Raw genomic sequence first — 22,301 nt, forward strand, 5'->3', positions numbered from 1 at the left:
AGCACACTCCTCCCACGTGCTCGCGGGCTGGCCGGGTCTGAAACCTGGTTGAGGCGGCGCCAAAAGCGCCGCCTTTTTCTTGTTCTGACAGACCGGAAGCGCTTCCGCCATGCGTCGAACGCAAGCCTGCGACGAGGTTCACCGATTGGTGAAATGCATCGTCACCCAGCCATTGCGCCAGATCGTCGAGAGATGGCGCATGCCTGCCCCCTTGTAGGCGGCAATCACCTTCCAGCGCTGTTCGGCCAGAATGCCGGAAAGGATGACGGAACCGCCGGGTGAAAGATGCTGGCCGAGCTCCGGCGCCATCTTCATCAGCGGCTTGGCAAGGATGTTGGCGATGATGAGGTCGAATGGCCCGTCTTCGCGAAAAGCCGGCGAGTGAAAGCCGGTCGCGGTCTCGACACGGATGCCGCTTGCAATGCCATTGCGCCGTACATTGTCACGCGCCACCCGCACGGCGACGGGATCTATATCGGTCGCCAGAACCGGGATCTTGCGCACCTTGCGCACCGCAATCGCCAGAACGCCGCTGCCGGTACCGAGATCGAGCGCGTTGCGCACCGTGCGTGCGCGCAGCACCTTGTCGATCACCTCAAGGCATCCCGCCGTCGTGCCGTGATGGCCGGTCCCGAAAGCCTGTCCGGCATCGATCTCGATCGCCACATCGTTTTCGCGGATCTTGTCCCGGTCATGCGAGCCATGCACGATGAAACGCCCTGCCCGCACCGGTTTCAGGCCCTCAAGCGACTTGGCAATCCAGTCGAGCTCGGGGATGACCTCGCGCTCGATCGCAAGCGACGGGAAGGCGATAGCCAGAACTGCGGAAACGCGCTCGCGCACCATCTCCTCTTCATCGGCCATCATGTAGACGGAGGCCTCCCAGATGTCGCGCTTTTCGTCCACCTCGGTGGTCGCGATGGCGAAGTCCTCCTCGCCGAACACCTCCGACAGGAGATCGAGCACCTCCGTCGCCGTCTGCTCATTGACTGTCACGTAAAGGCGGATCTCGCTCACGGTCTTCTCTCTTTGCTGATGATTGCGCGGAGCATTGCCACAGAAGCCTGCCTGCGTTCAACCGCTAAGCTTGCAGGGATCAGCCCTTGATCAGGTTGGCGAGCTTCTTTTCCGCGGTCTCGGCATCTTCGCCATAAGAGATCGTGCCGGCAAAGCGGCCACCGTGATCAAGAAGGAAGACCGAGGCCGTGTGATCCATCGTATAATCGCCATTCGGATCGGCCGCATCCACCGGCACCTTCTTGGCATAGACCTTGAAGCCCTTGACCATCGCCATCACATCGGCCGGCGGACCGGATATACCCTTGATGCGATCGCTGACATTGGAAACATACTGACCGAGTATTTCCGGCGTATCGCGCTCGGGATCGACGGTGACGACATAGCCGTTCAGCTTGGTGCCGTCCGGATCGACCTTGTGCAGCCAGCCATTAAGCTCGAAAAGCGTCGTCGGGCACACTTCGGGGCAATTGGTGAAACCGAAGAAGAGCGCCGTGGGCTTGTCGCGAAATGCCTGCTCGGTGATCGGCTTGCCATCCTGGGCAACAAGCTTGAACGGCACGCCGAAAGGTCCGTCTGCAAGATCCTGCCTCTGGCGGGTCACTTCAAGCGTGAGCCAGACCAGCACGCCGACAAGCGCGAAGGCAGCAATCCACAGCACAATCCGGAGGCTTTTCATTGAGGTCTCGCATCGGTCGATAGGAACGGCATGGATAGCGCCGATACCGTGTCGGCGCAATTCACCATCCGCGGAGAAGGCCGTCGAGAGGGCAGCGGCCCGAATATAAAGTGCGGCGCTCACCGCCCCGACACGGGAAGCCTTCCCTCTCAAGCCTGGCACGACACCGCAGCTATCGAAAAGTCCCACAAAACAATGCCCTCACCCGCTTTGTTGATTTGTGATTCACCTGTTTTTCACTTCTGCGCGGCAAACATCATTGTGACAAAGATTCTTGAAGCCCCTGTTTCTGGGCCTCTCAGCCAAACGGAAGAGTTCTGATATGAGCAATGCGATAAAGCAGTCGGGCGCCTATCTCGAGATCGTCTCGTTCCACCTGGGCGACCAGGAATTCTGCATCGACATCATGGCGATCCGCGAAATCCGCGGCTGGGCTCCGGTGACGCCGATGCCCCACACCCCGCCCTATGTTCTCGGCCTCATCAACCTGCGCGGCGCGGTGATCCCGGTCATCGACATGGCCTGCCGCCTCGGCATGAAGATGACGGAGCCCTCCGAGCGTTCCGCCATCATCGTCACAGACATTCGTGGCAAGCTGGTCGGCCTTCTGGTGGAGCAGGTTTCTGACATGATGACCATCAAGAGCGAAGACCTGCAGCCGGCACCGGAAATCATTCCGGAAGCGCAGCGCGATTTCTGCCGAGGCATCGTCGCGCTGGAAAAGACAATGGTCTGCTTCCTCAACCTCGACACCGTCATCGCCGACGAACTTTCGCGCGAAGCCGCCTAATAAAAAACGGCCAAAATCTTCCGCCGCAACTTCTAGGTGGCGGAAGATTAAATACCTGTAATTGTTAAAATTATTTAACACAACCAAGCCGGAACCGGTAGCCGGCATCCGAGTTTTCCCGTCGCAAACGCCCAACCGAACCTGAACTCGTCGGCTGGCTTTCGAAGATAGGAGAACTGAGATGAAAAAGGCTTTTGCATTCGCATTCATCGCCACCACCGTTCTTGCCGGCGGCGCTTATGCCCGCGACTTGCCCAAGACAAGCGCGAAGACGGATTTCAGCATCGTCTACACCGATCCGACCGACTACAGCGAAAACAAGCTGACTGTCCCGGTCGAATATGCCGATCCGACGCCTGAAATGGTCCAGAAGGCGCAGGCCGAACTTCATCAGCAGCCGGTCCTGCAGAAGGAACTGCGCGCTGACGACGTCGAGCTCGGCAACGTTGTCGGGATCGATAAGGCCGGAGATGGCAGCGAGATCGTCTACGTCCGCTGAACGACAGCCCGCATCATCAGGCCGAGCGGCATTCCGCCCGGCCCTTTCCGGTTTCAAGCGGCCCGCATCACGGCGCCGGCTTGCCCTTGGTCCAGGTCACCTGCTGGTTATAAAGCGGCACCGTCGAAATCGCCATCTTCGCCGATCCGTCCACCACCTGGCGGGAATGGGCGAGATAGATCAGCGTGTCGTTGGTCTTGTCGTAGATGCGCTTGACCAGAAGGTCCTTCCAGATCAGCGAACGCCCCTGACGAAACACCTCTTCGCCGCCCTTGCCGAGATCGATATCGCCGATCTCGATCGGCCCGGTCTGGCGGCAGGCGATGGAATTGTTCGAGGGGTCTTCGAACCATTTTCCGTTCTTCAACCGGTCGATCATGCTGCGATCGAAATAGGTGACATGGCAGGTTACGCCCTTCACCTGCGGGTCCGGCACCGCCTCAACGATGATGTCGTTGCCGATCCAGTCGACCCCGACCTCACCGACGACCTCGGCCTTCGACGGGATTGATGCAGTGCCGGCAAGCACAACGGCAGAGACAAGCGGGATAAGGCAGCGGCGCAAGCTGTTCATGGGAAAAAAATCTCCGTTCAACGATCCGTGACCAGAAATAAGACCCGCAGGGCGGCTTGCAAGCCGGCAATCAGGCCGGACCGCAAAACTTTGCCTGCCTACTGCCTGCGCAGCGTGCAGGCATCGTAACCGCCGGCAAACAGGCGCCCGATGCGCATGCCGATCGCCTGCGGCACTTCGCTGACATGATCGACGCGAAGCTCTCTGGCGATGGCGATCGAGGCTTCAGCACACACGGCCGCATCCTCGGCGGCATTGTGATGGAGAAAGCTGAGGCCGAGATGCTGCGCCAGAACGTTCAGCTTGTGCGAGACGAGATGCGGCCAGACTTTCTGCGCCATCTTCACGCTGCACATATAGGTGAGCTCCGGATAGCATTGCCGGTATTGATCGAGACAGGCACGCCAGACGGAAAAGTCGAAGGCGGCGTTATGCGCGATCATCGTCGCACCGGCAAAGTCATCGGCAAACTCGTCCATCACTTCGGGAAATTCGCCTGCATCCTCGACATGTTCCGGCCTGATGCCGTGAATGCCGATATTGAAGGGGGAAAACCGCATGTCCCTCGGCCGGATCAGCCGCTCCTCCACCCGCACCACCTGCCCGTCCTCGATCCAGGCGAGCCCGACCGAACAGGCACTGCCGCGTTGCTCGTTGGCGGTTTCGAAATCGATGGCAATAGTCTTCAAGGCGAGGTTCCGGCTGCTGTTCGACGAGGCTTTTACGCCGACGCTGGCGATTCGGCAAAATTCCGCCAGCGCAGCGCTTGACCCCGCTCCTGCCTCATGGCCCAATGTCGCCATGACCAGCGCACGCGCCCTTACCCATGTGACCATGACCATTCGCCCCGCAGGGCGCGTGGCGGGTTTGGCGCGTTAGAAGGTCACCCGTCCACCACCCTGCCAACTGGCAGGGTTCGGACAATCCGCTCTCTGCCTCGGCAAAAACCGGAGAGAGCGAAGATGAAATCCGACAATGATATCGACGACAAGCCGCCCCGATCGACAAAACCTCAAGGGTTGGTGATCCGCGCCGCATGCGTGGAGGACGCAGACGCCATCACCGCGCTGCATAATCTGACCGGCTACCGGTACGGCACGCTGCGAACTCCGTATCACGCGGTCGCGGAAATTCGTCACTACCTGGAAAGCCCGGCGGGTGATGTCAAACGTCTCGTCGCCGATCTCGATGGCCGCGTTGTCGGCGACATCGGGCTCACCCCTGCTGCCAATCCGCGCCGCCGCCACGCCGCTTCGATCGGCATGGGTGTGCATGATGATTTCGTTGGCCAGGGAATAGGCTCCGCCCTGATGAAGGCGGCATTGGACGTCGCCGACAACTGGCTTGCACTGCATCGCGTAGAACTGACCGTCTTTACCGACAACGCTTCGGCGATCCGGCTCTACGAGCGATACGGCTTCGTCAATGAAGGCCATTTGCGGGAATTCGCTTTTCGCGATGGACGCTATGTCGACGCCTACACGATGGCCAGAGTTACATCCGCCAGGCAGAACTGAAGATCGGCCGGTGCCCCCAATGCCAACAACGAATTTGGGGCGTCACCGGCGACCCGGTCAGAACATCGTGTTCTCGTTGGCGGATTTTTCCGGGATTGGCTGGACGGCATCTCAGTGTTCCTCGATCTTGCCGTCCTTCAGGCGAAAGATATCGACGATCGCGTTCCCGCGGGTGCCCGGCTCGCGGATCGTGTGAACATGCAGGATGACGTAATCGCCATCGGTGAACACCTGTTTGATCTCGCTATGCGACTGCGGGTATTTTTCCTTCAGGAAATTCAGAAAGCCCTTTAGACCCTCGGGGCCATCCGCGGCATTCGGATTATGCTGCGTATACTTGCCGAGATATATGGAAGCCGCAGCGAAATCCTTCTGGTTCAGCGCCTTTTCGTAGAAATCGAGAACGATTTCCTTGTTGTGCTGCTGCACCGTCTCGCCTGCCGGCTGCTGGGCAGAAACTGGTGCGGCAAACGCCATGAGTACGGGAGCAGCAAGCGCTACGGTGGCGAATGAGAACGGATTCCTCATCGGATTTTCCTGTTGTTTATCGGCGACTGCACCGCCCCTGCCAAAGGGCAAATTCCGGCCGGCTTGGAAAATAAACTTCGCTTTACCGGCGGCATACCGTCACGACGAAACCATCATCATCCGCCGATGAAGCTCAGCCACTCGTCCTCGGTCATCACCTCGACGCCGAGTTCACGCGCCTTGTCGAGCTTGGAACCGGCACCGGGACCGGCAACCACATAATCGGTCTTCTTTGATACCGACCCCGCCACCTTGGCGCCGAGGCTTTCGGCCCGCGCCTTCGCTTCGTCGCGGGTGAAACGCTCCAGAGATCCGGTAAACACCACCGTTTTGCTGGCAACCGGGCTGTCGGAGGCCGCCACCTGTTCGGCCTCCTGCGGCGTCACCTCTTCGAGCAGCCGGCCGATGACATCGAGATTGCGGTTTTCCTTGAAGAACTCGACGATCGCACGCGCGACGATTTCGCCGATCCCCTCGATATTGTTCAGATCCTGCCAGGCGTCACCAGCAAGTGACGAAGCCTCCTTCATCGCATGATCGAAGGCACCATAAGTGCCGTAATGCCGCGCCAACAGCTTCGCGGTCGTTTCCCCGACATGGCGAATGCCGAGCGCATAGATGAACCGGTTGAGCGCGATCGAGCGCCGCTCGTCGATCGCGTCGAACAGTTTTCGGACGCTGACCCTGCCGAACCCCTCGATATTCTCGAGCTTCATCAGCGGCGAGGCTTCCTGCCGCTTCTTCAGCGTGAAGATGTCCGGCGCGGTGCGCACCTGCAATGCCGGATCCTCGCTCTCGAAGAAGAAATCCACCTGTTTGGTGCCGAGCCCCTCGATATCGAAGGCGTTGCGCGAGACGAAATGCTTCAGGTGTTCGGTCGCCTGTGCCCGGCAAACGAAACCGCCGGTGCAGCGGGTTACCGAATCGAGCTTGCCGGTCTTCTCGTTCTTTTCACGCACCGCATGGCTGCCGCAGACCGGGCATTTCGTCGGAAACTCGTATTTCCTCGCGTCAGTCGGACGCTTTTCCATGACGACATCCAGCACCTGCGGGATAACATCCCCTGCCCGCTGCACGATCACCGTGTCGCCGATGCGGATATCATGGTCTTCCTCGCGGATGCGTTCTCCGGAATTGCCGATGCCCTCGATATAGTCGGCATTATGCAGCGTCGCATTGGTGACGACGACACCGCCGACCGTGATCGGCGTAAGCCTCGCGACCGGCGTCAGTGCCCCGGTACGGCCCACCTGGATGTCGATATTTTCCACCGTGGTGAAGGCCTGCTCGGCCGGGAACTTGTGCGCCGTCGCCCATCGGGGAGAGCGCGAGCGAAAACCGAGGCGCGCCTGCAGGTCGAGCCGGTCGACCTTGTAGACGACGCCATCGATGTCATAGTCGAGATCCGGGCGTTGGAGGCCGATCTCGCGGTAATGAGCGATGATCTCCTCGACCGAGTTCAACCGCTTCATCAAAGGGTTCACCGGGAAACCCCAATCCTTGAAGGTCTGCACCATCTCGTATTGCGTCTTCGGCAGATCGTTCGGCTCGGAAATCTCGCCCCAGGCATAGGCGAAGAATTTCAGCTTGCGGCTCTCCGTCACCTTGGCGTCGAGCTGGCGCAGCGACCCCGCCGCCGTGTTGCGCGGATTGACATAGAGCTGCTTGCCCTGCGCCTCCATCTCCGCATTCAGCGCCAGAAAGTCGCTCTTGGCCATATAGACCTCGCCGCGCACTTCGACGACCGCAGGCACACCCTTCGGCAGCCGGTTCGGGATCTCTTTGATGGTCTTCACATTGGCGGTGACGTTCTCGCCGGTCGTCCCATCGCCACGGGTGGCGGCATTGACCAGCACGCCGTCCTCGTAGCGGATCGACATGGAGAGGCCGTCGATCTTTGGTTCGGCGGTAAAGGCAATCGAATTGTCTGGCAGCTGCCCGAGGAAGCGATAGACGGAAGCGACGAAATCAGCCACGTCCTCGTCGGAAAACGTGTTGTCGAGCGACAGCATCGGCCGCGCATGAGTGATCGGTGCGAACGTGGCAAGCGGCGCTGCCCCCACCTTGACCGATGGGCTGTCGGAACGGATGAGCGAGGGAAAACGCTCCTCGATGGCAGCATTGCGGCGCTTCAGCGCGTCGTAATCGGCATCCGATATCTCCGGCGCATCCTTGGCATGATAGAGCTCGTCATGATGGGCGAGCTCGCGCGCCAGCCGTGCAAGTTCGGCGGCAGCCGCATCTTCGGTCAGGGTTTCGACTGGGGTCTGTTCGGCGGCCATGCAGGAATCTCCATCGTCACCGTCTTTCTAGTGCATCTGCCCGTGATTGGAAGCGGGCTGTCGTTGCGGAGAAATTCACGAACATGTTTTGCCGCACGCACCACTTGCAGAAAAACCGCCATGGACGACAGATCGCACACACATTAATACCTGCGCGTGAAATTCATGTTCAGAACGGCAATCCGAGAAGAGTACAGGCCCATGGCGCAGCACTGGAAAGATGATGGACTGAGATATGGTTTGATCAGCCGCATCTTCCACTGGAGCATGGCCGTCATCCTCTGCTGGCAGTTTTCCGGCATCCTCATCAACCGCCTGTTCGGCCGCTCGGCACTGACCGACATGCTGAACGCAACCCATGGCGAGCTTGGCGCCGTGATCCTCGTTCTTGCGCCGCTGCGCGCACTCTGGGGCTTCTATAACCTGAAGAATCGGCAGGCCCATCAGCATGGCCGTCTCGGCGGCATTGCATGGATTGCCCATGCCATTCTCTACCTGCTGATGCTCACCATCCCGGCCATAGCCCTGTTGCGGGCTGTCGGTTCCGAATGGGGTCTCGCCCTGTTCGGCATCCAGATCGTGCCGCTCGGCGGCGAACGGGTCGAATGGATGGTTGCACCGGCAAACCTGCTGCATAGCGTGTTCGCCTGGACACTGCTCACCCTGATCGGCGGCCATATCGTCATGGCCCTGATCCACCGCGTCGTCTGGAAGGATGATGTGCTGAACCGCATGGCCGGAAAGCCGCGGAAGTTTCAACCGGCAGAATGATGTGGCAACGGCGCCCTCAGCCGTTACCGGCCAGAAGTGCGGCGGCCGCCGCCCGCGCCTCGTCCGTCACCGAAGCGCCCGACAGCATGCGGGCGATCTCTTCGGCGCGGTGCTGCGGCTCCATCGTCGCGACCCGCGTGGCGATCTTTTCCGAGCCGTCGGCCGCCGGCCCCTTGGAGATGAGAAGATGTGTCGCCGCACGCGCTGCGACCTGCGGAGCATGGGTGACGGAGAGAACCTGAACGGTCGCCGAAAGGCGCTTCAGCCGCTGGCCGATCGCATCCGCCACCGCACCGCCGACACCCGTATCGATCTCGTCGAACACCAGCGTCGGTGCCGACCCGCGATCGGCAAGCGCCACTTTCAGCGCCAGGAGGAAGCGCGAAAGCTCGCCACCCGAAGCCACCTTCATGATCGGGCCCGGACGAGTGCCCGGATTGGTCTGCACATGGAATTCGACCGTGTCTATGCCTTCGGCAGCCGCATTGTCGGGATCGGCGGTCACCTCGACCATGAACCGCGCCCGTTCGAGTTTCAGCGCCGGCAGTTCCGCCATGACGGCAGCCGACAGTGATTCGGCACCGGTCCGGCGTTTGCCGGAAAGAACGACAGAAGCCTGATCGAAGGCCTCCCGGGCTGCTGCAGCGATCTTTTCGAGCTGGCCGAGCTTCTCCTCGCCGGCATCGAGATCGGCAAGGTCCGCCACCATCTTTTCAGCGAGCGCCGGCAGATCGACCACCGCGACCGAATATTTCCGTCCCGCAGCACGCAGCGCAAAAAGCCGCTCCTCGACCCGCTCGAGCTCGCGCGGGTCGAATTCGGTACGCCGAAGCGCTGCCTCGACCTCCATCTGAGCATTCGAAAGGTTGTTGAGCGCGTGGTCCAGAAGTTCGACGGTCTCTTCCAGAAGGCCCGGCGCCTCGTGGCTCTTGCGCTCCAGACGGCGCACCAGCGAGGCGATCATCGGAACCGGCGAGGCATTGCCGTTCAGGAACTCAGAAGCTTCGGAAATATCGCCGGCAATCCGCTCGGACTTCTGCATCTTCGAGCGCTGTTCGGCGAGCTCGTCCTCTTCCCCGTCGCGCGGGGCAAGGGCTTCCAGCTCCTCGACGGAAGCACGGATATAGTCGGCCTCGCGGGCAGCGGCCTCCACCTTGGCGCGATGCGCCTTGAAGGCCCGTTCGGCATCCCGCCAGGAGCGGTAAAGCCCGCCAACCTCGATGACCTCTTCGGACAGTCCGGCAAACGCATCGAGCAGCGTGCGATGGGCGTCGGTATCGATCAGGGCACGGTCGTCGTGCTGGCCGTGGATTTCGACGAGAACCTGTCCGACCTGGCGCATCAACTGCACGCTGACCGGCTGGTCGTTGATCGACGCACGTGTACGACCGTCCGCCGACTGGATGCGGCGGAAGATCAGGTCGCCATCGTCGTCGATGCCGTTTTCCTTCAGCAGCTTGCGGGCCGCATGATGGCCCGGCACATCGAACACGGCCGTGACCTGGCCCTTGTCCTCGCCATGCCGCACGAGGCCGCCGTCGCCACGCCCTCCGAGTGCCAGCGAAAGACTGTCGAGCAGGATCGACTTGCCGGCACCCGTTTCACCCGTCAGCACGGAAAGACCGGCTGCGAATCCGAGATCGAGCCGCTCGATCAGAACGATATCGCGGATCGACAACTGGATCAGCATGTGGCCTCGTTTATGACCTTGGGATCGCCTCAGGCGCCGATGAGCTTTGCCCCGGCGCGCGAGATCCAGGAACCCTTGTTCTCACGCGGCTCGACGCCGCCCTTCTGCAGCAGATTATAGGAATCGTGGTACCACTGGCTGTCAGGATAGTTGCGGCCGAGAACCGCAGCAGCGGTCTGGGCTTCCTCGACGATACCCATGGCGTAATAGGTTTCCGTCAGACGCGCCAAAGCTTCTTCCACCTGGTTGGTGTTGGAATATTGCTCGACGACGGTGCGGAAGCGCTGGATGGCGGCAAGATATTCCTTGCGCTCCAGATAATAGCGGCCGATCTGCATTTCCTTGCCGGCCAGCTGGTCGCGCGCGAATCGGATCTTTGCCTGCGCGTCCTCGACATATTCCGAATTCGGATAATTCTTGACCACCTTGGTCATGGCATCGATCGTCTGCAGTGCCGGCTTCTGGTCCTGCGTCACGTCGCCGATCTGCTTGGAATAGGACAGGCCGACCAGATACTGGACATAGGCCGAATCTTCCGACTTCGGATACTGGCCGAGGTAACGGTTGCCGGTCGAGATCGCATCGTCGTTGCGGCCCATGCGCTGCTTGACGAACGTGCTCATCACAAGCGCCTTGCGGTCCCATTCGGTGAACGGGTTCTGCTTGTCGATAGCGTCGAACTTGCGGCTCGCTTCAACCATGTTGCCTGCCTTCATGTTGGCAAGGCCCTGGTTGTAAAGCTCTTCCGGCGGATCGGATTCGAAGCCGAGCTTCGTAATGTCGATGTCCTTCTTGGATTGGCAGGCAGCCAAACCAATCCCGGTCCCGATAAGTGCAATCGCCAGGAGGCCACCCCTCGCCAAGCTACGCAATTTTACAGACTTTTCATCAGCCATCCGACAGTCCCTGATCGTCCCCGCGTGAAACCACTCGTGCCCCAGCGGCGTACTAGCCATAAAAGCATGGTGAGGGCAACGCAATGGGTCGGCATTAACGCATTTTTGTGGCGAGCCTCGCCGCAAGTGCCTTTTATCAAAAGAAAAAGGCCGCCTTTTTGAGAGGCGGCCAGTTTGATGGAGGTCTCAACTTTCAATCGGATCCGAGTTTCGGCCGAAGCCGATTCTCGACTTGGTAAATGGCCTCAGGCAAACCACGGTGCATATTCGCTGACGCTGACCGGAACAAACTCGCCGGCCCGCACACGGGTACCGACGGAAGACGGAGCCTCGACAACTTCATAGGCAGTCGGATCACTCAGGAGTGCTTTCAGCGCATTGGCATTCATCTTGTGGCCGCCGCGATAGGAACGGTAGCAGCCGATGAACTGGGCGCCGGCAATAGCCAGATCGCCGACGGCATCGAGCGTCTTGTGGCGAACGAACTCGTCCTTGGCGTAGCGCAGGCCTTCGACATTGACGACCGTATCGTCATCGGAAATGACGACCGAATTTTCCAGCGAGGAACCGAGCGCGTAACCGGCTGCCCACAGGCGCTCGACGTCACGCATGAAGCCGAAGGTACGGGCACGCGACAGTTCGGCCTTGAACGAAGCAGCCGTGAGGTCACCCTTCCAGCTCTGGCGGCCGATCAGCGGCGAGGAAAAGTCGATCTCGACTTCGAATCGCGTGCCGTCATAGGGACGGAACTCGGACCAGGATGCACCCGAATCAATTCGCACCGGCTTCACGACGCGAATGTAGCGACGCTTGATGCCGAGGTTGACGATACCGACCTGCTCGATCGCCTCGATGAACGGATAAGAGCTGCCGTCCATGATCGGCATTTCCGCGCCATCCACTTCGACGACGACATTGTCGATGCCGAGAGCATAAAGAGCAGCCATGACATGTTCGATGGTCGCAACCCACTTGGAGGGCGACATGCCGAGAACCGTGCAAAGATCCGTCGGACCGACCTGCGAGGAAACGGCGCGATATTCGACGCTCGTACCGTCGTCGAGATTGCGGCTGAATATGATGCCCGTCCCGGCTTCTGCCGGCTGGAAGGTAATCATCACAGGCGCCCCAGAATGAACACCGATACCGCTCAACGTAACCGGAGCAGCGATCGTTGCCTGAAATCCGAGCAATCCAATAGTCATTACTTACGCCTTCTTAATTCCGTCGCACCCGCATCAGCGGGTCCGTATTTCTGTGAAGTCGAAACGATTTAGGTTCAATGTTCCAACCTCTGTCAGTGTCCTAAATACTGATGCTCCCGGCTCTTTCCAAATCACTGTTCGTTTCGGATTGTTACGGTTATCTGACAGTTATGACGACCGCGATCCAAGCCGAAGACATTCCACTTGCGCCTCACGCAAGCCATTGAACCGGAACGGTAATTTTTCGAGCCCTCGAATTTCCTAAACGTCGAAGGGCCCGGATGATACACCCGGGCCCATTCAACTTTGTTATCCACCGTTAACTCAGTTCGACTGGCGGCGCAGGAAGGCCGGAATTTCCAGCTGGTCGTCTTCCTGGTGCGACTGCGGAGCAGCGCGGCCGTGGTCGTCGAGATTGCCGCGACGCGGAGCATAAAGGCTTGCTTCCGGCGAAAGCGGGCGGCGCTGCTGCGGTGCAGGAGCCGAAGAGGTCATGTCCGACTGGGCATGATCGTCTTCTTCGCGACGGCCGAGAGAGTTGGTGATTCGCTTCAGGAGACCCATCGGGCCACGCTCTTCCTGCATGTGCTGGGCAGGCTGCGTGCGATGATCCAGTTCAGCCTTTACCACCGGCGGAAAGTCTTCGACCTTCGGCATGCGGACAGGTTCCATGACCGGTTCGCGATAGGCGGGCTGCGCCATGCGCGGCGCCGGCTGGCTCATCACCGGAGCAGGAGCAGGCTGGTAGGCCGGGGCCGGCTGCGGAGCGGGCTGTACGGGGCGGGCCATCTGCGGAGCCGGTGCTTCTGCCGGGGCAGCAGCGAAGATGCGGCTCTGCGGACGGAACTCTTCCTGCGGCTGCGGTGCAACCGGCTGCGGTACAGGAGCGACCGGGGTCTGGATGGCGAGGACCTGTTCCATTTCGGCTTCAGCCTGGCGGATCGTGTCGGCGATGGGGTCGACAGCCTTCGGTGCCTGGGGGGCCTGCATCATGACAGGCTGGGGTGCGGCCGGAGCCGGAGCAACGGCCGCGGAAGGACGGATAATCGGCTTCTGCGCAGCGCGCATTTCAGCAGCACGCAGGTCGACTTCGCCATGAGCGCGGTCGATACCGGTCGCGACGACGGAGACGCGGATGAGGCCTTCGAGCGCTTCGTCGAAGGTCGCGCCGAGGATGATGTTGGCATCCGGGTCGACTTCTTCGCGAATGCGGGTAGCAGCTTCATCGACTTCGAAAAGGGTAAGGTCGCGACCACCGGTGATGGAGATCAAGAGGCCCTGCGCGCCCTTCATCGAGGTTTCGTCGAGCAGCGGGTTGGCGATCGCAGCTTCGGCAGCCTGCAGAGCGCGGCCCGAACCGGAAGCCTCGCCGGTACCCATCATCGCACGGCCCATCTCGCGCATGACCGAGCGGACGTCGGCGAAGTCGAGGTTGATCAGGCCTTCCTTGACCATCAGGTCGGTGATGCAGGCAACGCCCGAATAGAGAACCTGGTCAGCCATGGCGAATGCGTCGGCAAACGTGGTCTTGTCATTGGCGATGCGGAACAGGTTCTGGTTCGGAATGACGATCAGCGTGTCGACCGACTTCTGCAGTTCCTGGATACCCTGTTCGGCAAGACGCATGCGGCGGCCGCCTTCGAAGTGGAACGGCTTGGTGACGACGCCGACGGTCAGGATACCCTTGTTGCGGGCAGCCTGTGCAACGACCGGAGCAGCACCGGTACCCGTGCCGCCGCCCATGCCGGCGGTGACGAAGCACATATGCGTGCCGTTCAAGTGATCGACGATCTCGTCGAGGCACTCTTCAGCGGCGGCGCGGCCGACTTCCGGCTGCGAGCCGGCGCCGAGACCTTCGGTAACCTGCACGCCCATCTGGATGATGCGCTCGGCCTTGGTCATGGTCAGCGCCTGGGCATCGGTATTGGCAACGACGAAATCGACGCCTTCGAGCCCGGCTGTGATCATGTTGTTGACGGCGTTGCCGCCACCACCACCGACGCCGAACACGGTGATCCGAGGCTTCAGCTCGGTGATGTCAGGCTTTTGCAGCTTGATCGTCATTGTACCTTTTCCTTCTGCTTTTGGTCGCGTTGCCGAGCTGACCAATTCTTTTCCAATTCACTTTGACGAGAAAGGGCTGTCTTCCCGGTCAAAAACTCTCTTTCAGCCATTGCCCCATGCGGGCCAGACGACCGTTACCGTTGCCGAACGAGCCGATCAGGCCGCCCTGCGAGACATGTGTTTCCATATCTGCCACCTGCGGATAGATGATCAGTCCGACTGCGGTGGAGAACGCCGGTCCCTTGGCGGCCGCCGGAAGACCGGAGACGCCCATCGGACGGCCGATGCGAACATTACGGGCGAGAATCCGCCGTGCAGCCTCGGGCAAGCCCGTCAGCTGGCTGGCGCCACCCGTCAGCACAACCCGCTTGCCGACGATGGGGCTAAAGCCGGATTTCTGTATCCGGTCACGGATCAGTTCCAGCGTTTCCTCGATTCGTGCCCTGACGATCCGGGTCACAAGAGACCTTGGTACCTGAGTCGGCTGGTCGCGGTCATCCTCTCCGATCGGCGGAACAGAAATAACATCGCGTTCGTCGGCGCCGTTGGCCATGGCCGAGCCATGAACGACCTTCATCCGCTCTGCATCCTCGATACGGGTAGACAGGCCACGCGCCAGATCCGTCGTCACGTGATGGCCGCCGAGCCCGATCGCATCGGTATGAACGAGCTTGCCTTCGCAGAAGACGGAAATGGTCGTCGTCCCGCCACCCATGTCGATCGCCGCACAACCGAGTTCGACTTCGTCGTCGACCAGCGCCGCAAGACCGCTTGCATAGGGTGTCGCCACCATGCCTTCGACCGACAGATGCGCGCGGTTGACGCAAAGCTCGAGGTTCTTGAGCGTGACGCGTTCGGCGGTGACGAAATGCATGTCGACACCGAGATCATCGCCATACATGGCCAGCGGATCGCGAATGCCGCGCTCGCCGTCGAGCGAGAATCCAGTCGGCAGCGAATGCAGGATCGCCCGGTCATGACGCTGCGACTGCTGGCTTGCGGCTGCAAGCACCTTGCGCAGATCGGAAGCCTCGACTTCCTGTCCGCCGAGATCGATCGTCGCGGTATAGACATCGCTCGCCAGACGACCGGCAGAGACGTTGACGATCAGGCTGTCGACCGTAAGGCCGGCCATCCGTTCCGCCGCATCGACAGCCAGGCGCACGACGCTTTCGGCCGCATCCAGATCGGCAATCACGCCCGACTTCACCCCGCGCGAACGCTGGTGGCCGATACCGATGATTTCGACGTGATGCGTGCGGCCCGGCAGGATCTGGCTTTCCTGGCGCGGCGTCAGCCGTGCGATCATGCAGACGACCTTGGTGGACCCGATGTCCAGCACGGATACGACGTGGCTACGTTTGGACGACAATGGCTTCATGCGTGGCAAACCATATTGAGAGGAACCGAAGACGCTCACGTTTGCTCTCCGGCTTTCTTGAGGGCCTTTGTGCGTGCGTCGAGCGCCTGTTGGCGCCGCTCCACAGCGGCCGCAGTCAGTTGAATGGTGGTACGATCATGCAGGCGCAGATCGACAGCGGCGATATCGCGCTCCAGCACGTTCTGATCCTTTTCGAGGCGTGCCAGAAGCGTCAGCGCATCCGGAATGTTATCCTCGGGAAGCTTGAGAACGATGCCATTGTCGAGATGCAGATCCCAACGGCGGCTCGACACGCGAACATAAGCCCTGACACGGTTTTTGAGATCAGGCCACTTGTCCATCTGCTCGGCGAACGAGGCCGCTGCCTTCTCCGCGTCCTGACCGACGAAGAGCGGCAGCGAGGCGAATTTGTTGTCCTTCAAGGGAGCGATGACCGCGCCGTTCTTTTCGATCAGCGACAGGTCCGAACCATGCTGCCAGATGGCGAACGCCTTCCGCTCCTTCAGGTTGACCTCGATCGTCCGCGGATAGACCTTGCGGACCTCAGCATATTCGACCCATGGCAGTTCCGAGAGCTTGCGGCGGGCGGCATCGATATCGAGCGCCACGAGCGAAGTCGTCCCGTCGAGACCAAGAAGCTGGAGAATGTCGATTTCCGACGTCTGCTCGTTTCCGGAGACCTTCACGTCCTCGATGGCAAAGCCCACAGCAGCCGTCGTCGATTGGGCAACGTCATGACCGTGACCGCCGAGCGACATGCCGTAGAGACCGACGACCGCGAAGAAGCCGAATGTCGCGAGCGTACCCGTGTGGCGGGGAATATCGATGCGACCGGTCGCCAGGCTGACGGCAAATCGCACGATGCGGCGCAGCGGCCGCGGCAGCACGCGACGATCGTCAGCGCCGGCAACATTGCCAGCGACCTGACGGCGCGATCCACCTGCCTTTTTGCCGATCACCGTAGACACGAAGCGTCCTCCACCATCCAGCGAACAAGCTCTCCGAAGGAATATCCCTCATGAGCAGCCATTTCCGGCACCAGAGACGTCGGCGTCATGCCGGGCTGGGTGTTGACCTCAAGCCAGATGACTTCGCCTTCATCGGAAAAACGATCATCGAAGCGGAAGTCCGAGCGACTCACACCGCGGCAACCAATCGCCTCATGCGCCATGACCGACAATGCTTGTATTTTTTGGTAAATATTCGGTGAAATTTGTGCCGGAATGACATGACGAGAGCCGCCGGCGGCATATTTCGCATCGTAATCGTAAAATCCCGGCCCTTCCGTGACGACTTCCGTCACCCCGAGCGCCTTGCCGTCCATCACGCCGCAGGTCAGTTCGCGACCATAGACGTAACGCTCGACCATGACGGCATCGCCATAACGCCACTCGGACGACGTGACGATCTGCGGCGGATGAGATTGATCCTCGCGAACGATGACGACACCGAAGGACGACCCTTCGCGAACCGGCTTCACCACATAGGGAGCAGGCATCGGATGAGAGGTGGTGAAATCCTTGCGGTCCATGACGAGCGCATCGGCAACCGGAATGCCGGCTGCCTTGGCGACATGCTTGGCCTGCCCCTTGTCCATAGCAAGAGCCGAAGCAAGCACACCCGAATGCGTGTAGGGTATCTGCAGATATTCCAGAACACCCTGGATCGTGCCGTCTTCACCGAAGGGACCATGCAGAGCATTGAATGCAACATCGGGACGCAACTCGGACAGGACGGCCGCGACGTCGCGCCCGACGTCGACGCGGGCAACACGATAGCCTTCACCTTCCAGAGCATCTGCGCACGCATTGCCGGAGGACAGGCTGACAGGCCGCTCGGAGGAAAATCCTCCCATCAAAACAGCCACGTGCTTGCCACTCATCCACCACTCCTTGAGAAATGCCAATTTCCAGATTTCGAGGAGAGATGAACCTTGCGGCCACCGACTCTCGCCGAACTGGCACGTATTGGTGCAGCAAAATGGTTAACAAATCGTTTACTTTGCTTAACGAGAAAACCCAACACATTGAAACTGCTATAGAAAATTAGCAAGCAAATGGTTAACGCAAAACTTTAGGCGACAGCCCTAACCCGCACCGGCAAGCGATTCAGGCGCGATGATGCGCAATCTATGATTCCTTTCTGCGGCGATTTTTTTTGCATTTGTTGCCGTAGCAAGGCTTTCCGTCGCCATAAAATTACGATACTGGCCATGCGAGCTCTCCGAGGAGCGATTAATAACAATCTTAAATGAACTGGAATCAGTATGACTAACGCGATGCCATCCGCCTCGCCGTCTGCTGAGCCGTTAGCGCCTGTTGCAACGAATTCTCCTGCACGCGTCCTGACGGCCAGCCTGGTCGGCACGACGATCGAGTTTTTCGATTTCTATGTGTACGCCACCGCTGCGGTCCTCGTTTTCCCAGCCTTGTTCTTCCCGAACAATGATCCGACGACGGCCCTCCTGGCGTCCTTCGCCACATTCTCGATCGCCTTCTTCGCGCGCCCGCTCGGCGCTGTGGTCTTTGGTCATTTCGGCGACCGCGTCGGTCGCAAGACCACCCTCGTGGCAGCCCTGCTGACCATGGGCATCTCGACCGTGGTGATCGGCCTTCTTCCCTCCTACGCCTCGATCGGCGTGCTGGCTCCGCTTCTGCTCGCCCTTTGCCGTTTCGGTCAGGGCTTTGGTCTTGGCGGTGAATGGGGCGGTGCCGTCCTTCTCGCAACCGAGAACGCACCTCCCGGCAAGCGTACCTGGTACGGCATGTTCCCGCAGCTCGGCGCTCCGGTCGGCCTCTTCCTGTCATCGGGCGTCTTCTGGATCCTGCTTCACTTCATGTCCCAGGAGGCTCTCCTGAGCTGGGGCTGGCGCGTTCCGTTCATTTCCTCGATCGTGCTGATCGCCATCGGCCTCTGGGTTCGCCTCTCGATCACCGAGACGCCTGACTTCCAGAAGGCGATCGACAAGCATGAGCGTGTCGCCGTTCCGGTTGCAGCCCTGTTTGCCAATCACAAGCGCAGCATCTTCCTCGGTACTTTCGTGGCGCTCGCCACCTTCGTGCTCTTCTACATCGGCTCGGCCTATCTTCTATCCTACAATATCAAGGTCCTGAAGATGCCGTTCCTCGATGCGCTCGAAGTGCAGTTGCTCGGCTCCATCGTGTTCGGCATCGCCATCCCGGTCATCGGCAAGCTTGGCGACCGCTACGGCCGCCGCCAGATGCTGATCTTGACGACCGTGCTGATCGCCCTGTTCTCGTTCATCCTGCCGCCCCTGATGACCAATGGTGAAGCCTCGATCTTCCTCTTCGTCATCATCGCCATGGTACTGATGGGCATGACCTACGGCCTGATCGGAACGGCGCTCGCAGCCCCCTTCCCGACCGCGGTCCGCTATACCGGCTCGTCGATCACCTTCAACCTTGCGGGCATCTTCGGTGCCTCGCTCGCCCCCTATATCGCCACCTATCTCCAGGCGAATTACGGCATGGGCGCAGTCGGCCTCTATCTCGGCCTCTCCGCCGTGATCACGCTGGCCTGCATCCTGCTTTCGGGCAAGGACGAGGTCTGATCGTCCCGCATTGAAACCAGAACTGGAAAGGCCCCGGTGTTCCGATCGAACACCGGGGCCTTTTCATTTGCGGCCCTTCTCATCGAAGCAGCGGCCCGGACTGGCTTGTACGCAATCGACCGGCACCCGAGCGAAGGCGGCCACCGGTCATCGCTATGCCCCGTTGTAGGCAGCATAGCTGCCCCGCAGCAAAGCCTGCCACACACTCGCCATGAGCTTCCGCGCCCATCCGCATCGGCAAGGACGAGTAGCGGGGATTGTTATAAGAGCGCCGACCGGCAGGCGAGGACTGTCCAAGGACGACCGGCGCGAGATGGCTGACAGTCCTGCAACATCTCCACCACCTTCGTGACAGAGGCAGCCATGAAGGAGCCTGCGCACCCGCATGCCAATGCCCTCGCCTACGCCAGTGGGCCAGCCCGCCATATCCTCCCAACAGCCGCGGGCAGCAGAAGAACGCAATCGCATCCACGACAGGCAAGCGCGGAAAGCAAACCTCTCCAAGTGCTTGCCAACACCCTGCACGCCAGCTGCCGGCATTCCATCGCCATACCAAGCCCCGGAAGCGAAAAGGGCCGGAGCGTCCACGACGCTCCGGCCCTCTTATTCAAGATGGGCTTGCGTTTACCGCCTGCCCTTCATCCTTCGTCTCGGCGAAGATTACTCGGCGCTGTCTTCAGCAGCCTTCTTCTTCGGAGCAGCCTTCTTCTTCGGAGCGGCGTCTTCGCCTTCGGCAGCTTCAGCCTTGGCCTTCTTCGGCGCAGCCTTCTTCTTGGCCGGCTTGTCGTCGCCTTCGGCTTCGTCGTCAGCCATCAGCTCTTCCTTGGAGACGGTCTTGTCGGTGACATTGACCTCGGAAAGCAGCTTGTCGATGACCTTCTCTTCGAAGATCGGCGCGCGCAGCGAGTTGGAAGCGCCGGGCGTGTTGCGGAAGAAGTCCAGGATTTCCTTCTGCTGGCCCGGGAACTGCTGCAGCTGGGCATAGAGTGCACGCTGCATTTCTTCCTCGGTCACTTCGACGCCGGCCTTTTCGCCGATTTCGGAGAGAACCAGGCCGAGGCGGACGCGACGTTCGGCAAGCTTGCGGTATTCCGCACGGGCTTCTTCCTCGGTCGTTTCCTCGTCTTCGAAGGTCTTGCCGGACTGAGCGAGATCGGTGTTGATCTGGCGCCAGATATTGTCGAACTCGGCGTCAACCAGACCCTGCGGGGTTTCGAACTGGTACATTTCGTCCAGCTGGTCGAGGATCTGACGCTTGACCTTCTGGCGCGTCAGGTTGCCGTACTGGCTTTCGATCTGGCCGCGAACGATTTCCTTCAGGCGATCGACCGATTCGATGCCGAGCTTGGAAGCGAGTTCGTCGTTGATCTCGACTTCGCCCGGAGCAGCAACGTCCTTGACGGTGATGTCGAAGGTGGCTTCCTTGCCGGCAAGGTTTGCAGCCGGGTATTCAGCCGGGAACGTAACGGTGATGACCTTCTCGTCACCGGCCTTGACGCCGATGAGCTGGTCTTCGAAGCCCGGAATGAACTGGCCGGAACCGAGAACCAGTTCGGCATCTTCGGCAGCGCCGCCGTCAAAGGCTACGCCATCGACCTTGCCGAGATAGTTCATGGTGACGCGGTCGCCTTCGGCAGCCTTGCCCTTCTTGGTTTCGTAAGTACGAGCGCTTTCGGCGATCTTGACGATCTGCTCGTTGACTTCCTCGTCGGCGATCTCGACGACTTCGCGGGTAACCGCGATCTTGTCGGTCGGCTTCAGCTCGATCGGCGGAATGACTTCGTAGGAGAGCGTGAATTCCAGGTCGGCCTGGGCGCTCAGGATCTTTTCGGCTTCTGCCTCGTCCTCTGTCATCGAGATTGACGGCTGGGTAGCCGACTTCTCGCCGCGCTCGGAAAGGATCTTGCCCGGACGGTCGCGGACGATCTCGTTGACGAGATCGGCCATCATCGACTTGCCGTACATCTTCTTCAGATGTGCAACCGGCACCTTGCCCGGACGGAAGCCGTTGATGCGGACCTTGTCCTTCGCGTCGGCGAGGCGGGTGTTGAGCTCGGCCTCCATATCCTTCTTCGGGATAACGACCTTGATTTCGCGCTTCAGCCCTTCAGCGAGCGTTTCGGTAACCTGCATTTTCAAACCTTCATATCGTGGCGGCGGCGCTCACATGACCGGCATCCATAGCCGTTGGTCGTGAACACATCGCCGGAACTTCAAGAGACCAGCCTCGGCATTACTGGCGCCGGTCGGTTGCCGCAATGGCTTCAGACCGCGCCTTGGCGGTGCTGGTGCGGGTAGAGAGACTTGAACTCCCACGCCTTGCGGCACCAGAACCTAAATCTGGCGTGTCTACCAATTTCACCATACCCGCGCCCCAACAGCATCGAAATCCTCGTGGCCAAGGCCTTCCGGAGCGCGCGTCTCTATATCACCCGTTTTCCTAGGCGCAAAGGAAAAATGACGATCGTGCAACACAAGAATGGCAGGGCTTCAAAGAGGCTTCGGGCCTGCCTGCGAACTTGGCAAATGTCATCATCGAAGACGACGAAACTGCGCGCCCGGACAGGCATTCGGCTCCTTTTCAAAGCCATGCGCGGAGGGCATGACATCCATTCGACGTTTGCAGTGCACAATCAGCATGTCTTTATGTAGGTTCCCCTCAACAGCGAAGCGCCGGCTGAGCAGCAATTCAGCTCATGGCCATGCTTCGGGAAGGCCCAGCAGGCTTTCCATCAAAGATTCGGGTCACGCGTTCCTCCTCCCAAGCGTGAACCCGTACAGACCGGCGAGACTCCTCCTCCCGATCGCTGGTCATCCCTATGACGCCCACCGGACCT

Annotated in this window: 20 protein-coding genes and 1 tRNA gene; 6 read left to right on the plus strand and 15 right to left on the minus strand. The window is 60.2% G+C overall.

Annotation, left to right across the window (positions count from 1 at the left end; translation table 11 throughout):
• Positions 1-138 precede the first annotated feature (138 nt).
• Together NCHU2750_RS10660 and NCHU2750_RS10665 are read right to left on the minus strand one after the other, a co-directional pair.
• Positions 139-1,017 (minus strand): 50S ribosomal protein L11 methyltransferase, encoded by an 879-nt coding sequence (locus NCHU2750_RS10660; protein WP_119940416.1) that lies wholly within the window; start codon positions 1,015-1,017, stop codon positions 139-141.
• A 79-nt stretch (positions 1,018-1,096) separates the two neighbouring features.
• Positions 1,097-1,696, minus strand: a complete 600-nt coding sequence (locus NCHU2750_RS10665) for an SCO family protein (protein ID WP_119943207.1) — start codon at positions 1,694-1,696, stop codon at positions 1,097-1,099.
• 30 nt (positions 1,697-1,726) lie between these two features.
• Here NCHU2750_RS10665 and NCHU2750_RS30470 point away from each other — a divergent pair, with 30 nt between their 5' ends.
• From NCHU2750_RS30470 to NCHU2750_RS10675, 3 genes are all read left to right on the plus strand, one after another.
• Positions 1,727-2,017, plus strand: a complete 291-nt coding sequence (locus NCHU2750_RS30470; protein WP_162939581.1) for a hypothetical protein — start codon at positions 1,727-1,729, stop codon at positions 2,015-2,017.
• A 1-nt stretch (position 2,018) separates the two neighbouring features.
• On the plus strand, positions 2,019-2,486 hold the full coding sequence (locus NCHU2750_RS10670; protein ID WP_112457808.1) for a chemotaxis protein CheW: 468 nt from the start codon (positions 2,019-2,021) through the stop codon (positions 2,484-2,486).
• Positions 2,487-2,667: 181 nt separating this feature from the next.
• Entirely contained in the window at positions 2,668-2,985 is a 318-nt protein-coding gene (locus NCHU2750_RS10675; RefSeq protein ID WP_119940417.1) for a hypothetical protein, read from the plus strand.
• Between the two features lie 67 nt (positions 2,986-3,052).
• On the opposite strand, the gene NCHU2750_RS10680 is transcribed toward NCHU2750_RS10675, so the two are convergent.
• Together NCHU2750_RS10680 and NCHU2750_RS10685 are read right to left on the minus strand one after the other, a co-directional pair.
• The gene (locus NCHU2750_RS10680; protein ID WP_119940418.1) at positions 3,053-3,559 is read right to left on the minus strand and encodes a CreA family protein; all 507 of its coding nucleotides are present in this window, start codon (positions 3,557-3,559) and stop codon (positions 3,053-3,055) included.
• A 98-nt stretch (positions 3,560-3,657) separates the two neighbouring features.
• A complete protein-coding gene (locus tag NCHU2750_RS10685) occupies positions 3,658-4,248 on the minus strand; it encodes a 3'-5' exonuclease (RefSeq protein WP_245480396.1) in 591 nt (196 codons plus the stop codon).
• Positions 4,249-4,521: 273 nt separating this feature from the next.
• Here NCHU2750_RS10685 and NCHU2750_RS10690 point away from each other — a divergent pair, with 273 nt between their 5' ends.
• Positions 4,522-5,076 (plus strand): GNAT family N-acetyltransferase, encoded by a 555-nt coding sequence (locus tag NCHU2750_RS10690; protein ID WP_119940419.1) that lies wholly within the window; start codon positions 4,522-4,524, stop codon positions 5,074-5,076.
• Between the two features lie 111 nt (positions 5,077-5,187).
• Here the strand turns inward: NCHU2750_RS10690 and NCHU2750_RS10695 are convergent, their stop codons facing one another.
• On the minus strand, positions 5,188-5,553 hold the full coding sequence (locus tag NCHU2750_RS10695) for a nuclear transport factor 2 family protein (protein ID WP_245480397.1): 366 nt from the start codon (positions 5,551-5,553) through the stop codon (positions 5,188-5,190).
• Positions 5,554-5,720: 167 nt separating this feature from the next.
• The gene (gene ligA, locus NCHU2750_RS10700) at positions 5,721-7,886 is read right to left on the minus strand and encodes an NAD-dependent DNA ligase LigA (protein ID WP_119940421.1); all 2,166 of its coding nucleotides are present in this window, start codon (positions 7,884-7,886) and stop codon (positions 5,721-5,723) included.
• A 201-nt stretch (positions 7,887-8,087) separates the two neighbouring features.
• Between ligA and NCHU2750_RS10705 the strand changes: the two genes are divergently transcribed.
• Positions 8,088-8,657, plus strand: coding sequence for a cytochrome b (locus tag NCHU2750_RS10705; protein WP_162939582.1), 570 nt, complete (start codon positions 8,088-8,090; stop codon positions 8,655-8,657).
• Between the two features lie 16 nt (positions 8,658-8,673).
• Here NCHU2750_RS10705 and recN read toward each other — a convergent pair whose 3' ends face one another.
• From recN to NCHU2750_RS10740, 7 genes are all read right to left on the minus strand, one after another.
• Complete coding sequence (gene recN / locus NCHU2750_RS10710; RefSeq protein WP_119940423.1) at positions 8,674-10,347, minus strand: DNA repair protein RecN; 1,674 nt, start codon at positions 10,345-10,347, stop codon at positions 8,674-8,676.
• 29 nt (positions 10,348-10,376) lie between these two features.
• A complete protein-coding gene (locus NCHU2750_RS10715) occupies positions 10,377-11,243 on the minus strand; it encodes an outer membrane protein assembly factor BamD (protein ID WP_119940424.1) in 867 nt (288 codons plus the stop codon).
• Between the two features lie 245 nt (positions 11,244-11,488).
• Positions 11,489-12,448 carry a UDP-3-O-acyl-N-acetylglucosamine deacetylase gene (gene lpxC / locus NCHU2750_RS10720; protein WP_119940425.1) on the minus strand — a complete coding sequence of 320 codons (960 nt, stop codon included), beginning with the start codon at positions 12,446-12,448 and terminating at the stop codon, positions 11,489-11,491.
• Positions 12,449-12,772: 324 nt separating this feature from the next.
• Positions 12,773-14,512, minus strand: coding sequence for a cell division protein FtsZ (gene ftsZ / locus NCHU2750_RS10725; protein WP_119940426.1), 1,740 nt, complete (start codon positions 14,510-14,512; stop codon positions 12,773-12,775).
• 88 nt (positions 14,513-14,600) lie between these two features.
• A complete protein-coding gene (gene ftsA, locus NCHU2750_RS10730) occupies positions 14,601-15,932 on the minus strand; it encodes a cell division protein FtsA (protein WP_119940427.1) in 1,332 nt (443 codons plus the stop codon).
• Entirely contained in the window at positions 15,929-16,861 is a 933-nt protein-coding gene (locus tag NCHU2750_RS10735; protein ID WP_162939583.1) for a cell division protein FtsQ/DivIB, read from the minus strand. Before NCHU2750_RS10735 ends, ftsA begins: the two co-directional genes overlap by 4 nt.
• Positions 16,849-17,775 carry a D-alanine--D-alanine ligase gene (locus NCHU2750_RS10740; RefSeq protein ID WP_119940429.1) on the minus strand — a complete coding sequence of 309 codons (927 nt, stop codon included), beginning with the start codon at positions 17,773-17,775 and terminating at the stop codon, positions 16,849-16,851. Before NCHU2750_RS10740 ends, NCHU2750_RS10735 begins: the two co-directional genes overlap by 13 nt.
• 384 nt (positions 17,776-18,159) lie before the next feature.
• Between NCHU2750_RS10740 and NCHU2750_RS10745 the strand changes: the two genes are divergently transcribed.
• Entirely contained in the window at positions 18,160-19,464 is a 1,305-nt protein-coding gene (locus tag NCHU2750_RS10745; RefSeq protein WP_119940430.1) for an MFS transporter, read from the plus strand.
• Positions 19,465-20,124: 660 nt separating this feature from the next.
• On the opposite strand, the gene tig is transcribed toward NCHU2750_RS10745, so the two are convergent.
• Both tig and NCHU2750_RS10755 read right to left on the minus strand, forming a co-directional pair.
• The gene (tig, locus tag NCHU2750_RS10750; RefSeq protein ID WP_119940431.1) at positions 20,125-21,597 is read right to left on the minus strand and encodes a trigger factor; all 1,473 of its coding nucleotides are present in this window, start codon (positions 21,595-21,597) and stop codon (positions 20,125-20,127) included.
• Between the two features lie 153 nt (positions 21,598-21,750).
• A tRNA-Leu gene (locus tag NCHU2750_RS10755) sits at positions 21,751-21,835 on the minus strand.
• Positions 21,836-22,301 lie beyond the last annotated feature (466 nt).

Origin of the sequence: Neorhizobium sp. NCHU2750, from assembly GCF_003597675.1 — a bacterium.
Lineage (GTDB): Bacteria > Pseudomonadota > Alphaproteobacteria > Rhizobiales > Rhizobiaceae > Neorhizobium.

What these genes read in the sequence shown, in the direction of transcription:
- NCHU2750_RS10670 (WP_112457808.1), top strand. Translation starts at nt 2,019, where the DNA reads ATGAGCAATGCGATAAAGCAGTCGGGCGCCTATCTCGAGATCGTCTCG.
- NCHU2750_RS10665 (WP_119943207.1), bottom strand. Translation starts at nt 1,696, where the DNA reads ATGAAAAGCCTCCGGATTGTGCTGTGGATTGCTGCCTTCGCGCTTGTC.
- lpxC (WP_119940425.1), bottom strand. Translation starts at nt 12,448, where the DNA reads ATGACTATTGGATTGCTCGGATTTCAGGCAACGATCGCTGCTCCGGTT.
- ftsZ (WP_119940426.1), bottom strand. Translation starts at nt 14,512, where the DNA reads ATGACGATCAAGCTGCAAAAGCCTGACATCACCGAGCTGAAGCCTCGG.
- NCHU2750_RS10715 (WP_119940424.1), bottom strand. Translation starts at nt 11,243, where the DNA reads ATGGCTGATGAAAAGTCTGTAAAATTGCGTAGCTTGGCGAGGGGTGGC.
- NCHU2750_RS10690 (WP_119940419.1), top strand. Translation starts at nt 4,522, where the DNA reads ATGAAATCCGACAATGATATCGACGACAAGCCGCCCCGATCGACAAAA.
- NCHU2750_RS10745 (WP_119940430.1), top strand. Translation starts at nt 18,160, where the DNA reads ATGACTAACGCGATGCCATCCGCCTCGCCGTCTGCTGAGCCGTTAGCG.
- NCHU2750_RS10680 (WP_119940418.1), bottom strand. Translation starts at nt 3,559, where the DNA reads ATGAACAGCTTGCGCCGCTGCCTTATCCCGCTTGTCTCTGCCGTTGTG.
- NCHU2750_RS10705 (WP_162939582.1), top strand. Translation starts at nt 8,088, where the DNA reads ATGGCGCAGCACTGGAAAGATGATGGACTGAGATATGGTTTGATCAGC.
- NCHU2750_RS10695 (WP_245480397.1), bottom strand. Translation starts at nt 5,553, where the DNA reads ATGGCGTTTGCCGCACCAGTTTCTGCCCAGCAGCCGGCAGGCGAGACG.
- recN (WP_119940423.1), bottom strand. Translation starts at nt 10,347, where the DNA reads ATGCTGATCCAGTTGTCGATCCGCGATATCGTTCTGATCGAGCGGCTC.
- tig (WP_119940431.1), bottom strand. Translation starts at nt 21,597, where the DNA reads ATGCAGGTTACCGAAACGCTCGCTGAAGGGCTGAAGCGCGAAATCAAG.
- NCHU2750_RS30470 (WP_162939581.1), top strand. Translation starts at nt 1,727, where the DNA reads ATGGATAGCGCCGATACCGTGTCGGCGCAATTCACCATCCGCGGAGAA.
- NCHU2750_RS10740 (WP_119940429.1), bottom strand. Translation starts at nt 17,775, where the DNA reads ATGAGTGGCAAGCACGTGGCTGTTTTGATGGGAGGATTTTCCTCCGAG.
- ligA (WP_119940421.1), bottom strand. Translation starts at nt 7,886, where the DNA reads ATGGCCGCCGAACAGACCCCAGTCGAAACCCTGACCGAAGATGCGGCT.
- NCHU2750_RS10675 (WP_119940417.1), top strand. Translation starts at nt 2,668, where the DNA reads ATGAAAAAGGCTTTTGCATTCGCATTCATCGCCACCACCGTTCTTGCC.